Source organism: Pseudomonas sp. ef1 (assembly GCF_007293365.2).
GTDB classification, from domain to species: Bacteria; Pseudomonadota; Gammaproteobacteria; order Pseudomonadales; family Pseudomonadaceae; genus Aquipseudomonas; species Aquipseudomonas siliginis.
This window is the reverse complement of sequence record NZ_CM129815.1, coordinates 4214688-4228878: the sequence shown is the minus strand read 5'-3', so window position 1 is coordinate 4228878 and position 14191 is coordinate 4214688. Positions and strand designations below refer to the sequence as shown.

The window sequence follows — 14191 nt, the reverse complement described above, 5'->3', positions numbered from 1 at the left end:
GTGTCGTCAGAGATGGTTCTGTTCAGTCAGCCGCTGCACCGCCAGCCGTCGATAGTGCGACGGCGTCATGCCCTTGAGTTGCTGGAAGCGTCGATTGAAGTTGGAAATATTGTTGAAGCCCGACTCGAAGCACACCTCGGTCACCGGTTTGTCACCATCGGCCAGCAGCTCACAGGATTTGCTGATGCGCAGGCGATTGACGAATTCGATGAAGTTGCGCCCGGTGGCCTGTTTGAATACCCGGCTGAAATAGGTCGGTGTCATGCCCAGGTGCTCGGCCACTTCTTCCAGTGAGATGTCCCGCGCGTAGTGGCTGAAGATGTAGTCGACCGCGCGGTTGGTGCGGTCGATGTTGTGTTCGTCGGCCAGTTGCGGCGTGGTGGCACCGGACAACAACTGGAAATCATCACTGGCCGCGAGCAACTCCATCAGGATGAAAAAGTGCCCGAGGCGAGTGATGCCCGTGCTGTCGGCGATCCGCTGCATCAGTGTCATGGCCTGACGGATCGTGCGCTTGCAACGAAATTCGATGCCGTACTGCGCACGCTCAAGCAGTGGCGTCAGGGATTTCAGCTCAGCGAACACCTGGTGCCCGCTCTCGAACAATTCGTCGGTGAAGTTGACCAGCATGTCGCGCTTCTCCACCACTTCATCCTCGGCGACCTGGCTGATCCAGTTGTGCGGCAGGTTGGGACCGGTCAAAAACAAAGTCTCTGGATAGAAGTTGCCGATGTAATCGCCGATGAACACCTTGCCGGAACTGGCCACGATCAGGTGCAACTCGTACTCTTTGTGGAAATGCCAGCGCACCAGCGGGCAGGGGAAACCGTGCTGGCGGTAGATGATGGACAAACCGTTATGGTCGTCCATCAACTCGTAGGAAGGGTCGGTCACGCGAGCGGTTCGGGTCATGACGGGGCACTTTTTTATTATCGCTGCACGATCATGCCTCGTTTTTTGCCATTTGTGCCACTTCCGACCGGCCGTCCGTGGTGACCGCTCAGCTGAGCTTGTCGCGTGCCTTTTGCAGGTTGGCCATTTGGCAGAAACGCACGATGTTCGAATTTTTGATGAAGTCGAAATTGATGATGTTGCACTTGCGCGCCCAATCGGATTTTTCCGGGTCGAACCACTCGTCCAGACTGTCGAGGATTCGCTGCGGCCCGCCGAGTGTGTAACTGGTTGCCGACAGCGACCATGGGCGGAGCGTACTGACAGGTGTGCTCAGTACGTTGTCTATATAGCCATAAAGATCCGAGGTGCTGACCTGTGATTTGCCGATCCACTTGTGATTGATTGGTCTGTAGAAACGAAAGTCTTCGCTTTCCCAGGTCATCGGCGCGGCCACCATGATGCGTTGCAATGGATTGATGGCTTTGAGTTGGCCAATTGTCAGATGCAGATTGTCGGTGGGAATGATCCGTTCCCCAAGGTGCTCCAGCAAAGCTGTTTTGAATTCCTCATGGTTGAATGGGTCTGTAGCGTTGGAAAGTTCATGAAAGTCCAGAACGATAAACTCGTTCGGGCTTCTTTCATAAAACCCCTTTACGTCCCTGATCAGGTCTTCAAGCGTTCGCGAAGAGTTGAATCCATTGTGCTGGAAACGGAATCTCGCCAGTTGTTTCGCCTTGCTGTTGTAAACAAGGCGTACATCAAGTGCGCGAGCGCCGCGATTCAACTGCGAATAAAACGAAACGTCCTGACAGGCAAGCCAGTTTTTCCCGGGAATAAGGGCGTAAGACGCTTCCCAGTCACAGCCGGCGTTGTGCGCGCCGGGCAGGGTCATTTCGAATAACGAAAGATTATCGATTTGTGGTGAATCAGCCATCCATTGATGGGTTGGTGTATCGTCGAAGTTTTCCATGTTGCATATCCTGCGAAGTGGTTAGTAAGTTGCGCGCAGGATGTTTATAAGCATGTTCGTGTTATTGCGAAAGTTCGCTTTTAATGCAAGTCATGTAATTAACGCTCTGTTGGATTCAACTGGTTTTTCGCTTCGATCCATTGAGCCATGTATTGAGTACTTTTGAGTGTGTGATGTCGCAACATGGCGCCGGTGAAGTTGTCGTTTCTAAGTTGTGCCAAGTGTTGTCGACAGCCGCTGATCCTGTTGATCAGGCTCGGGCCATGTACGCTGCGCTGATAACGCTGCTTTAAAAGTGCCGAAGCCTGACTTTGCGCTTGCTGCCAGCGCGCTGGATCTTCGTACAGTTGCACGGCCTGTTCGGCGAAGGTGTTTGCGTCGAGGGCGACGGCTCCCGGCCACGGAGCGTCGCCGTGCATGGCTTCGGCGCCGATCGGTGTGGTCACACTCGGTGTGCCACAGAGCATGGCATCGAGCAGTTTGCCCTTGATTCCCGCGCCGAAACGCAATGGCGCAAGGCAGACTCGTGCTGCCGACATCACTTCAAGTGCATCTTCGGCCCAGTCCATGATGTGAAAGCCTTGGGCCGGATTGTGCAGTGCGGTGGCTTTGGGCGGCGTATAGGCGCCATAGATATGCAGTTGCGCGCGAGGCAGGCGCGCGCGGATCAGCGGCCAGAGGGTGGTCTTCATCCAGAGCACGGCATCCCAGTTCGGCGCGTGACGGAAGTTGCCAATGCTGAGGAAATGCGCCCGCTCTTCGAAACCTGGCGGGGCGGTGTCCGGAAGATCAATCATCAATGGACACCAATGCAGGATTTGCCGAGGCAGGCCAAACTCCTCCACCAGCAGGTCGATCTCGACTTCGGAAATCATCAGGTTCAAGTCGCAGCGATACAGCGCAGCGATTTCCCGTTTGGCCAGATCGGTGCCGGCCATCAACTGGAATTCTTCGTGCAATGCCGGTGCAAACAGCTCGGTGAAATCAGTCTGCTCGTCGTTGCTTTTCAGCCGGTCTTTCAGGCGCTGATGACGCGCATGCCGCAGGCTTTGCAGGTCGGAAGTTTCCAGGATGCGCAGGGCGTCCGGGCAGTGTTTCTCCACACGCCAGCCAAACTGTTCTTCCATCATGAACTGATCGAACAGCACGATATCTGGTGCCAACTCGCTGATGAACGTGTCGAAACTGCTGTTGTTGAGCTCGATCGATACTTCGCGAATGCCTAGCGCCGTCAGATCAGCCTTGTGTTCACCCGGGCCGGCCGGGCTGCTGAAAGTGATGTCCCATCCCTGATCGAGAAATGTCTCGAGGATCTGCATGACATGCCCGCTGGCCGCTGATGAGCGCGGTTCTGGCCAGACGTAGCCGATGACCAGAACTTTGGTGGTACGCGAATGGCTCACGACTGATCCTCTGACCCATGGAAGAAAAAGGGCGCAATTAAACCACAGCGAAGTGATCGAAATGCACCCTGTCCACCGACCAGCCGTTTCAGCGTTTAAATGACCGGTTTGGCGAGGTTGAGCAGCAGCGGCCCTTGCAGAAACTTGCCGGCAGCGGTGTTGCGCACGGCATCGTCGATGGTCTTCACATTGAAGCTCAATATGGCCGGACGCGTTTGTGCTTGATCGAGCAGCGATACCGCAAGCATGTACGACTCAGCGTTGGCCAGGGCCGGATGGTCCTGGACCAGTTTCGGCAGACTGGTTTTTACCTGGTTGAACTCGACGAATCCCGGTCGGTGCGCCAGAGCGTGATGTGGATTGATCAGGTTGTCCGGATGCGCCTTGCGCGCGTCCCGAGCCAGCTCCAGCAGTCCGACCGCATCGAATTCCGCCTGATGCAACTCCGGGTAGACCTTGCCGTAGTACAGGTCGAGGGTGTCCGGGCCACCGTGGGACATTTCGTGAATCAGCACGTCGGCGACGCTGCCGTCGTCGTAACGCGACAACTTGTAAAACTCATCGAGATTGTCCGGGTAGATCGACAGAAACCGGCCTGCGGACTCATCGATTTTTTCGCCTGTGCGCAGCGCTGTCTGCCAACGCTTATAGGCCGGTGGCGAAAGCGAGGCGATCACGCCGGGTTGATGCGGGCGGAACGTCACATTGCTGAAACTGATCGACTCGAGATCCTTGCGCATCGCGCTGAGATGTTTCGACACGTGCTGTGCCACTTCATCGGAATCGTTACCGAACACATGCTTGAGCACCGCGCGAATGTCGTCGTTGGAAGACGGTTGCGACAGCGCGTTGATGGAGTTGTCCAGCTTGGTCCGGGCGCGGGGAATGGCTTTTTTCAGATAACCGCGGGTGTAACTGAATGGCTTGAAGCGGCCGAACAGGCGCTTCAACGGGGCGAAGTTACCCAGGTCGAGCAGTTTCAGGCGCGGGCCCCAGGCACCGCCGGTGCGGATGCTCAGCGCATGCCAATCCTGGTTGCGTTCCAGCACTGCGATGTCGATCGCCTCGCCAAGCGCGTCGGCGCCTCGCCAGGTCGCCTGACGCACATCGCCGGTGTGGGAGAGCCTGAGCCAGTCCCGACTCTCGACGCCATGGATCAACCTTTTCAATTGCACGCTGGCGGTGTGCGCGGTGTCGAGCGCGGTTTCACCGGCAAAGACCACGCCGCGTTTGACCAGACGAAAACCTTTGCGGGCGAGGGTGGGCAATCCGTCGAGCGGGTTGATCAGCGACACGGCCGCTCGGGCCACGGCTTTGGCGACTTTCAGCAGTTTTAGGGTGGTTGACCCGGTCTTGGCGATGATGCTCGCTGCCGACGCGCCAAGACCGACCAGCAGGCCGATGACCGACAGGCCATCCAGAATGCAGCCACCAATGCCTTCGGCGACACGGTCGGTGCGTCCGGAACGAATGTCTTCAATGCACTGTTTGAACGGCACGATGACGTTGATTGCCAGGTTCTCGACGATCTCCCTGGTGTCGCGCCATTCTTCCAGGCCGTTGCGCACATCCAGTGCGGCATACAACTCTTCGCGGCGGGCGACAGGATGGTTGTCCAGTACGCATTGGGCGATCTCATCCAGTTGCGCAGAAAAGAACAGCGGAACCGCGCGCACATCAGTCTCTTGCAGTTGCAACTGCCAGAGCTTCTCCACCACTACTTTGGAAGTCATGCCCTGGCGTGGTTCGCTGCCTTCGCGGTAGGCGGCGTAATCGAGGGGCCACTCGCTGGCTTTGTTCTTGTCCTGAAAATCGTACTTGCTGCCAGTGTATGAAAGGGTCGGCCGTTGATGAATGAGGCCGGTGTCTTGCAGCTTGAGCGCCAGATCCGGACGCTCGTAGCAGACGCCGCGCAGCGTGAACAGTTCGTAAGCGCGCAGCCGATCACCGTCGTCGCAGCAAAGAATTATCCCGTAACGCCCATTGGCCTCATCTCGCTGGATTTGCGTTTCTTGCTGCGGATTCAGTGGATTGACTTCCTTCCTGACGGTGTAGAAGGTCATTTGGCCGCTGGTCAAGGCCTGACGATCATGCTCTGGCATCTGCGTGATCGCCATTTTGATCAGGGACGATAGACCCTCGCGCACGTTCCGGTAGTAACGATCAAACGCCTGATCAAACAGTTGCGACGGCGATTGCAGTTCGGCCAGGCGGGTGAAGGCATCGGCCGGGGGGTGGAAGTTGTCGCGGGTCTTGAATTTGTCCGAAAGTTGTCCGTCTTCAACCAGATCGCCGGAAAGATACAGATCGAGAATCGACAGGCGTAGGCGCAACAGGCCGTTGATCGCGTATTGGTTGTTGTCAGTGGCGCTGGCGAGGAAATTCCAGAACTCGGTAAGAATCCCCGCCGGATGCGCAGCCTTCAGCCCTTCCAGCCAGCTACGTTCGCCGAAACTGTCCAGGTACTTTATTTCGAAGGCCGGCTGTTCGAGATAGGCGCCGGCGGGCATCACTTGCTCCAGCGCACGCAAAGCGATTTTGCGCCGGTCCGGAGGCGCGGTGGACAAGCCTGTTTCAGACTGGGCCAGAGCCTCCATGTAACGCGAGAAATACGCGCTGGCCTTGATCACCGTGGTCTTGTCGTAGTCTTTGTCGCTGCGGTAAGGGATGACTCCGTTGAGTACCGCCCAGTCCACCACCGCCGGGATCGCCGCCGCTTCGTACAACTTGTCGAGCTCACCGGAAACCGGGGTCAGCTCGGAAAACGCCTTGAGTTGTGCAAACGTCATTGCACGCGAGCTGCCAGGTGCGGCGTGCTCGACCACGGCAGCGCTCTGGCGCGCAGTTACCCAGCCTGGCTTGTCCAGCGTGAGCCCGGGCGGGATCTGGTCGATCAGCAACTCCGGTGCTGCACCCGCCATCAATAGATGCGCTGCCAGTGGCGCGTTGTGCGCTTCGCTCAGGCCCAGATCAACCAGATGCTGTTCGAACAGGACGCGCACTTCGGCAGCGCCGAGTGTGGAATTCGCCGGTTGATAGAAGTCATAGCCGGCGACAAGAGGCTGATCGGAGCGCAATTGCATGTCGATGATCAGCGCAGCGATGACTAACTCATTGACCTGGCGTTCGCGCACCTCCGCGTTATTGGCTTCCAGATGCCAGCCAAGGCGTGCATGCAGGGTTTCTCCCAGGGCGCGAGCGGTTTTTCGCCTCAGGAAGTTGTGCAGGAACTTGTCCGCGTTGTCGCGTATGTCCTGTGCCGGAATCAGGTTGAAGTTGGCGAACGCCAGTACCTGCAACAGGCTTGTCGCACCTTGGGTCAGCTCATGCACTGTCTGGGTTATGACTTTGCGGTCCGCTATCGATAGATGAAACGGTGACGACTCATCGGCGTGGAGCAATTCATGGTAGTCGCCCAAGGAGGGCGGCTCAGGCAGTTCAAAGGCCAGCCATTCAATCAGTGCCCGGGTTTCGGCAATGTTCGTCGGCACGTCATAACCGTTGAACTTCAACCATTGCACTATGCCAATCACTTGGCCGGAATAAACGACGCCGCCGATGTTCTTCGCCAAATCGGCGAGCATATCGAGTTCTTCGGAAAACACCGAAACTTCAGCATTATCCAGTGCAATGCTGAAGCGATGGGATTCGAACTCTGAATCATAAACAACGAGAACTCCGGCGTTGGCATCCACTGCTAGTTGAATATCAGCTGAAAAAGAATGGTTGCGTAACAGCTGCGCAAACTCCGGGGCTGCAATTAAATTTTTCAAGGCATTGCGTGCTGGTTCACAGCGTTCGTCAAAACTGCTGCCGATGACCCGGGGGATGAAGCGATCTTGCACATTGAATACAGTGGCGACCGGCAGCGAGGCGCTTGCCGAGTAACTGTCGGCCGAGACTTCAAACTCAGTTGCCTTAAGGGCTTCAACAAGTAACTGAACAATAAGCGCGCGTTCCTGTTTGTCGGAAGCGGAGCAATCGACGGCGGCAGGCACGTCGGAAGAAATGAACTGCATGGGCTCTATCCTGAATGAGTATCGAAAGTTCCCTGGCTGTATTTCGTTATTTATTAACGCGGCCAAAGATGATTCAGGATAGAGCTGGCAGGTTAAGCAATGGCAGTGTTAGTTAGTTGCTGATTATTTTCGGATGTGACAAGTTGCATCTGCGACGGACTTTTATCAGGTTTAGTTCAGAATGCTTTTAACTTTGTCGCGCAATTGATCGATGGAGAAGGGCTTGCCGATGACATGCATGTCGCTGGGCACATCAATATTCTCGGCATAGCCGCTGGCGAACAGGATGGGCAGAACAGGGCGCAGCTCCCGCGCCTTTTCGGCAAGTTCGCGGCCATCCATGCCAGGCAAGCCGTGGTCGGTCATCATCAAATCGATGGCTTTGCCAGGATCCGCAAGGATTTCCAGTGCCGCGTTGCCGTCATCAGCCTCCAATACCGTGTATTCCAGCTCCTCCAGCACATCCACGATGAGCATGCGCACGATGTCGTCATCTTCTACGACAAGGATAGTGGAGGCATTGGCAGACATGGCAGGACTCTCAAAAATTGAAATCGGGGGATACCGGGCAAGCGAATTTTGCCGGACTCTTGCATGAGTAAGTGGCGCATAGCCACAAGTTCCCGAGCTGATACAAAAAAAGAACAGGTCAGTGTGGTGAGGCAAGGATAACCGTTGGCGTCGTCCAATGCGCAGGTGTGCGTAGGAAAATGCCATCATTTGTGTGAGAAAAATGGATCCATGGCGGGGTTTTGGGGCAAACTCTCGGGTTTTCAACAGTTCGACAAGGCTGCCCCATGTCCTCTCCGTCCTCGGTTGATGAACAACGGTTCCGCAAACTTCTGAGTCGCAACGTCAGCCTGCCGCTGGGCGTCGGCGTGCTCAGTGCGGTGTTTTTCGTCTCACTGATCACCTATTTGCTGTCCGTCATCCAGTGGGTCGAGCATACCGACCGGGTGATCAATAACGCCAATGAGGCGGTGAAACTCACTGTCGATCTCGAAACCGGCATGCGCGGCTATCTGCTCAGCGGTGACGAGCACTTTCTCGACCCGTACGAAGTTGCCAAGCCGCGTATCGACGTCGCTCTCAATACGTTGCTGGAGCTGACCGCCGATAATCCGGTGCAGACCGACCGCCTGCGTCGTCTGCAAGCGTTGCAGGTGGAATGGGCCAACTACGCGCAATCGATGATCGACCTGCAGCGCAGCAGCGGCGATTATCGCGGTGCGGTCAAGGCCGGGCGGGGCAAGCGACTGACCGACGAAATTCGCAAGCAGTTCGAAGACGTCATCGAAACCGAGCAAGTGCTGCGCGCCACGCGCAACGAGGATGTGCGTCGCACCACCATCTGGAGCATCACCCTTTATCTGATTTTCATCGTTGGTATCAGCGGTTTGCTGGCCTACATCGGCCGCCGTGACCTGGTCAATCTGTCGACCAATTACAGCGCCAACCTCGCGGCGCAACAGGCCAGCGCCGAACGCCTGGAGAAGCAGGCGTGGCTGCGCAACGGCCAGACACAATTGGCCGAGCAGGTGCTGGGGCAACTGACGCTGAACCTGCTGGGGCGCAACATTCTGCAATTCTGCGCGCAATACCTTGGCACTGCCGTCGCTGCGCTTTATGTGCGCGAAGAACATGGCGGCCTCAAGCGTGTGGCGACTTATGGTTTCTCCCGCGAGCAGGAAGAGCTGAACCAGACGATTTACAGCGGTGAAGGCATCGTCGGCCAAGTCGCAGAACAAGCACGCCTGATCCGTCTCGACGCGGTCCCTGGCGATTATTTCAAAGTCAGCTCCGGCCTCGGCGCAGGCCTGCCGCACAGTGTGCTGGTGGTGCCGACCAGCGATGACGACCGCGTCAACGGCGTAATCGAGTTGGGCTTCCTGCGTCCGCTGTCCGAGCGCGACATCGAATTGCTGGAGCTGATTGCCGGCAACATCGGCACGTCGATCGAGGCGGCGCGCTACCGTCAACGCTTGCAGGAAGTGCTCGCCGAAACCCAGCAGCTCAATGAAGAGCTGCAAGTGCAGCAGGAAGAGCTGAAGACTGCCAACGAAGAGCTGGAAGAACAGTCGCGGATTCTCAAGGAATCCCAGGCGCATCTGGAAACCCAGCAAGTGGAGCTGGAGCAGACCAACGAGCAGCTCGCCGAACAGCGCGATGCGATGGACAAGAAAAACACCGAGCTGAATCAGGCGCAGATTCAACTCGAAGAGCGTGCCGAAGAGCTGCAACGCTCGAGCAAGTACAAGTCCGAATTCCTCGCCAACATGTCCCACGAACTGCGCACGCCGCTCAACAGTTCGCTGATTCTGGCCAAGCTGCTGGCGGAAAACCCGCAGCAGAATCTGTCGGCGGAACAGGTCAAGTTTGCCGAATCGATCTATTCGGCCGGCAACGATCTGCTCAACCTGATCAACGACATCCTCGACATTTCCAAGGTCGAGGCCGGCAAGCTGGAAGTGATTGCCGAAAACACCCGCGTCGATCGTCTGGTCGATGGCTTGCGCTCGATGTTCGAACCGCTTGCTGCCGACAAGCACCTTGCTTTCACCGTCGAGGTCCAGCCGGACGCTCCGGGCTTGCTGTTCACCGACCGACAGCGGCTGGAGCAGGTGATCAAGAACCTGCTGTCCAACGCGATCAAGTTCACCGAGCACGGCGCGGTCAGCCTGAGCATCACCGCGCAGCCGAATGATCACATCGCTTTCAGCGTCAAGGATTCCGGGATCGGTATCGCTGCGGATCAGCAGGAAAGTATCTTCGAAGCGTTCCGTCAGGCGGATGGCACCACCAACCGCAAGTACGGCGGTACCGGCCTGGGCCTGTCGATCTCGCGGGATCTGGCAACGTTGCTGGGCGGCTCGATCAGCGTCGACAGCGTACCGGGGCAGGGCAGCACGTTCACGCTGCTGTTGCCGCGTCAGTATCACGAATTCGGCGAAACGCCGGCCGCGCCGCTGACTTTTCATACCGCGCCTGCGGTGGCTACACCAGTGGCCGTTGCGGCACCGCTGGCGTCAGCGATTCCGGCTGTCATCCCGCGCTTCGCCGACGATCGCGACAAGGCACCGTTCGCCACGCGCTGCATTCTGGTGGTGGAGGACGAGCCGAACTTCGCGCACATCCTGTATGACCTGGCCCATGAGTTGGGTTATCAGTGTCTGGTCGCCCACGGCGCTGACGAAGGTTATGACCTGGCCCGCGAATTCGTCCCGGATGCGATCCTGCTCGACATGCGCCTGCCGGATCATTCCGGTCTGACTGTGCTGCAACGCCTGAAAGAACGCGCCGAAACCCGGCACATTCCAGTGCACGTGATTTCCGTGGAAGACCGCGTCGAAGCCGCCATGCACATGGGCGCGATCGGCTACGCAGTGAAGCCGACCACCCGCGAAGAGCTCAAGGATGTGTTCGCCCGTCTCGAGGCCAAGCTGACGCAGAAGGTCAAACGCGTGCTGCTGGTCGAAGACGACGATCTGCAACGCGAAAGCATCGCGCGGCTGATTGGCGATGAAGACATTGAAATCACTGCCGTCGGCCTGGCCCAGGACGCGCTGGAATTGCTGCGCACGACCATCTACGACTGCATGGTCATCGACCTCAAGCTGCCGGACATGCTCGGCAACGATCTGCTCAAGCGCATGTCCACCGAAGACATTTGCTCGTTCCCGCCGGTCATTGTCTACACCGGGCGCAACCTGACCCGCGATGAAGAGGCCGAGCTGCGCAAGTATTCACGCTCGATCATCATCAAGGGCGCACGCTCCCCGGAGCGGTTGCTCGACGAGGTCACACTATTTCTGCACAAAGTCGAATCGCAGCTGTCCCATGAACGGCAGAAGATGCTCAAGACCGCGCGCAGCCGCGACAAGGTCTTTGAAGGTCGTAAAGTGCTGCTGGTGGACGACGATGTGCGCAACATCTTCGCCCTGACCAGTGCACTGGAACACAAAGGCGCTGTCGTGGTGATCGGCCGTAATGGTCGTGAAGCAATTGAGAGACTTCATGAAGTCGAGGACATCGATCTGGTGCTGATGGACGTGATGATGCCGGAAATGGATGGCTTCGAAGCCACCATGGAAATCCGCAAGGATCCGCGCTGGCGCAAGTTGCCAATCATCGCGGTAACGGCCAAGGCCATGAAGGACGATCAGGAGCGCTGCCTGCAAGCGGGCGCCAACGATTACCTGGCCAAGCCCATCGACCTTGATCGTCTGTTCTCGCTGATACGTGTGTGGTTACCGAAAATGGAACGCATCTAGTGGAACGCAGCAGTCCGGCCGAGCGCAACAGCGAAATCGAATTACGCTTGTTGATCGAGGCGATTTACCTGAAGTACAGCTATGACTTTCGCGACTACTCCGGCGCTTCGATCAAGCGCCGGGTGCAGCACGCGCTGAGTCAGTTCGAGTGCGCGACCATCTCGGCCCTGCAAGAGAAAGTCCTGCACGACCCGACGGCGTTCATGCAGCTGCTGCAACTGCTGACGATCCCGGTCAGCGAGATGTTCCGCGATCCGTCGCACTTCCTGGCGATCCGCAACGAAGTGGTGCCGCTGCTGCGCACCTATCCGTCGCTGAAAATCTGGATTGCCGGCTGCAGCACGGGCGAGGAGGTCTATTCGATGGCGATCCTGCTGCGTGAAGAAGGCCTGCTCGACCGCACGATCATCTACGCCACCGACATCAACCCGCGCTCGCTGGAGAAGGCCAAGCAAGGGATTTTCTCCATGGAAAACGTCCGCGCCTACACTGCCAACTATCAGCAGGCCGGCGGCCAGCGTTCGTTTGCCGATTACTACACCGCAGCCTATGGCTACGCGATTTTCGACAAGAGCCTGTGCGAGAACGTGACGTTCGCCGACCACAGCCTGGCCACCGATAGCGTGTTCTCCGAAACCCAGTTGATTTCCTGCCGCAATGTGCTGATCTACTTCAACAAGAAGCTGCAGGACCGGGCATTCGGGCTGTTCCATGAATCACTGTCGCATCGCGGCTTTCTGGTGTTGGGCAGCAAGGAAACCCTGGATTTTTCCAACTATTCGAACCAGTTCGAGGCGTTGGTCAAACAAGAACGGATCTACCGCAAATCATGAACGACACCCCGAGCCTGCCTCGCATCGAGGCTGTCGTGATCGGCGCCTCTGCGGGCGGTGTCGAGGCCTTGTTGACCCTGCTCGGGCCATTGCGCAAAGGCTATGTGCTGCCGATCATCATCGTTCTGCATCTGCCGGAAGAACGCCGCAGTCATCTGGCCGAAGTGTTCTCCCGCCGTGTGGCGATGCCGGTCAAGGAAGCTGAAGACAAGCAGGACATTGAAGCCGGCACGGTGTATTTCGCCACGCCCGGTTACCACTTGTCGGTCGAAGCGGATCGCAGCTTGTCACTGAGCCTGGAGGACCGCGTACATCATTCGCGGCCGTCTATTGATTACTTGTTTGAATCCGCCGCTGACGTTTACGGCGAGACACTCGCCGCTGTCCTGCTGACCGGCGCCAATCACGATGGCGCGCGCGGGCTCGCTTACGTCAAGCGTTGCGCAGGCCTGACCATTGTTCAAGACCCCGAGGATGCACAAGTCGCCACCATGCCCCAGGCTGCACTGAACGTTCTGCAGCCGGATCATGTCCTACCCATTCACGGCATCGGCCGTCTGCTAGTCGAGCTGGAACGAATCGCATGCTGAGTAATATCCAAGCCAAACTGTTGATCGTTGACGATCTGCCAGAAAACCTGCTGGCGCTGGAAGCGCTGATCAAGCGCGAGGATCGCACGGTCTACAAGGCTCTGTCGGCGGACGAAGCACTGTCGCTGTTGCTGCAGCACGAATTCGCCATGGCCATTCTCGACGTGCAGATGCCCGGCATGAACGGCTTCGAACTCGCCGAGCTGATGCGCGGTACAGAGAAGACCAAGAACATTCCGATCATCTTTGTCAGCGCTGCCGGCCGAGAACTCAACTACGCGTTCAAAGGCTATGAAAGCGGTGCGGTGGACTTCCTGCACAAGCCGCTGGATATCCATGCGGTGAAGAGCAAGGTCAACGTTTTCGTCGATCTGTATCGCCAGAGCAAGGCGATGAAGCAGCAGGTCGAGGCGCTGGAGCAGGCCCGGCGTGAGCAGGAAGCGCTGCTGCAACAGCTGCAAAGCACTCAGCTGGAGCTGGAGCAAGCGGTGCGCATGCGTGATGACTTCATGTCCATCGTCGCCCACGAGGTGCGTACGCCGCTCAATGGCCTGATTCTCGAAACCCAGTTGCGTAAAATGCATCTGGCGCGAGACAACGCCTCAGCGTTCACCCTCGACAAGATGCAGGCGATGGTCGACCGCGATGAGCGGCAGATCAAAAGCCTGATTCGCCTGATCGAAGACATGCTCGATGTCTCGCGAATCCGCACCGGCAAACTGTCGATCCGACCGAGTCGTTTCGATCTGGTGCAACTGGTCAGCAATCTCCTGCAGAATTTTGCCTCGCAAATGGAAGCGGCAGAAACCAGCGTTTCCTTCGAGGCATCGGCGCCGGTAGAAGGTTGCTGGGACGAGTTCCGCATCGAGCAAGTGGTGTCCAATCTGCTGACCAATGCCTTGCGTTACGGTGGTCGCAGCCCGATTCAGGTGCGCGTCTATCGCGAAGATGACGAGGCCCGGGTCGAGGTCCAGGACCACGGCATCGGCATCAGCGCCGAGAACCAGAAGCGTATTTTTCAGCAGTTCGAACGGGTGTCCGCCAAGACGGTGGTGGCCGGGCTCGGGCTGGGTCTGTTCATTTCCGAGCAGATCGTCGCCGCCCATGGCGGCTCCATCGTCGTCGAGAGTGAAATCAACGAGGGCGCCCTGTTTCGCGTTTGTCTGCCGATCCAGGAAAACGGCATATCCGACGCAACCTCTGAGTGACCA

Annotated in this window: 9 protein-coding genes; 4 read left to right on the top strand and 5 right to left on the bottom strand. The window is 57.6% G+C overall.

The window, feature by feature from the left end:
* Positions 1-6 precede the first annotated feature (6 nt).
* The 5 genes from FEE99_RS19160 to FEE99_RS19140 all read right to left on the bottom strand — a co-directional run bounded on the left by FEE99_RS19160 (position 7) and on the right by FEE99_RS19140 (position 7817).
* Complete coding sequence (locus FEE99_RS19160; RefSeq protein ID WP_041480243.1) at positions 7-912, bottom strand: AraC family transcriptional regulator; 906 nt, start codon at positions 910-912, stop codon at positions 7-9.
* A gap of 88 nt (positions 913-1000) precedes the next feature.
* Positions 1001-1864 (bottom strand): phospholipase, encoded by an 864-nt coding sequence (locus tag FEE99_RS19155; protein WP_041480245.1) that lies wholly within the window; start codon positions 1862-1864, stop codon positions 1001-1003.
* Between the two features lie 98 nt (positions 1865-1962).
* Positions 1963-3267, bottom strand: a complete 1305-nt coding sequence (locus FEE99_RS19150; RefSeq protein WP_041480248.1) for a glycosyltransferase — start codon at positions 3265-3267, stop codon at positions 1963-1965.
* Between the two features lie 95 nt (positions 3268-3362).
* Positions 3363-7286, bottom strand: coding sequence for a hypothetical protein (locus FEE99_RS19145; protein ID WP_041480250.1), 3924 nt, complete (start codon positions 7284-7286; stop codon positions 3363-3365).
* Positions 7287-7457: 171 nt separating this feature from the next.
* A complete protein-coding gene (locus FEE99_RS19140) occupies positions 7458-7817 on the bottom strand; it encodes a response regulator (RefSeq protein ID WP_041480252.1) in 360 nt (119 codons plus the stop codon).
* 266 nt (positions 7818-8083) lie between these two features.
* Between FEE99_RS19140 and FEE99_RS19135 the strand changes: the two genes are divergently transcribed.
* From FEE99_RS19135 to FEE99_RS19120, 4 genes are read left to right on the top strand one after another with little or no spacing between them, the layout of a single operon-like run.
* Entirely contained in the window at positions 8084-11557 is a 3474-nt protein-coding gene (locus tag FEE99_RS19135; protein ID WP_041480254.1) for a response regulator, read from the top strand.
* On the top strand, positions 11557-12390 hold the full coding sequence (locus tag FEE99_RS19130) for a CheR family methyltransferase (protein WP_041480257.1): 834 nt from the start codon (positions 11557-11559) through the stop codon (positions 12388-12390). The genes FEE99_RS19135 and FEE99_RS19130 overlap by 1 nt, the downstream gene beginning before the upstream one ends.
* Positions 12387-12980, top strand: coding sequence for a chemotaxis protein CheB (locus FEE99_RS19125; RefSeq protein ID WP_041480259.1), 594 nt, complete (start codon positions 12387-12389; stop codon positions 12978-12980). Before FEE99_RS19130 ends, FEE99_RS19125 begins: the two co-directional genes overlap by 4 nt.
* Entirely contained in the window at positions 12974-14188 is a 1215-nt protein-coding gene (locus FEE99_RS19120; RefSeq protein ID WP_041480260.1) for a hybrid sensor histidine kinase/response regulator, read from the top strand. The genes FEE99_RS19125 and FEE99_RS19120 overlap by 7 nt, the downstream gene beginning before the upstream one ends.
* The last annotated feature ends 3 nt before the right edge of the window (positions 14189-14191 follow it).

Excerpts from the sequence above, each read along its gene's own strand:
- FEE99_RS19160 (WP_041480243.1), bottom strand. The coding sequence starts at position 912 with ATGACCCGAACCGCTCGCGTGACCGACCCTTCCTACGAGTTGATGGAC.
- FEE99_RS19155 (WP_041480245.1), bottom strand. The coding sequence starts at position 1,864 with ATGGAAAACTTCGACGATACACCAACCCATCAATGGATGGCTGATTCA.
- FEE99_RS19125 (WP_041480259.1), top strand. The coding sequence starts at position 12,387 with ATGAACGACACCCCGAGCCTGCCTCGCATCGAGGCTGTCGTGATCGGC.
- FEE99_RS19140 (WP_041480252.1), bottom strand. The coding sequence starts at position 7,817 with ATGTCTGCCAATGCCTCCACTATCCTTGTCGTAGAAGATGACGACATC.
- FEE99_RS19135 (WP_041480254.1), top strand. The coding sequence starts at position 8,084 with ATGTCCTCTCCGTCCTCGGTTGATGAACAACGGTTCCGCAAACTTCTG.
- FEE99_RS19145 (WP_041480250.1), bottom strand. The coding sequence starts at position 7,286 with ATGCAGTTCATTTCTTCCGACGTGCCTGCCGCCGTCGATTGCTCCGCT.
- FEE99_RS19120 (WP_041480260.1), top strand. The coding sequence starts at position 12,974 with ATGCTGAGTAATATCCAAGCCAAACTGTTGATCGTTGACGATCTGCCA.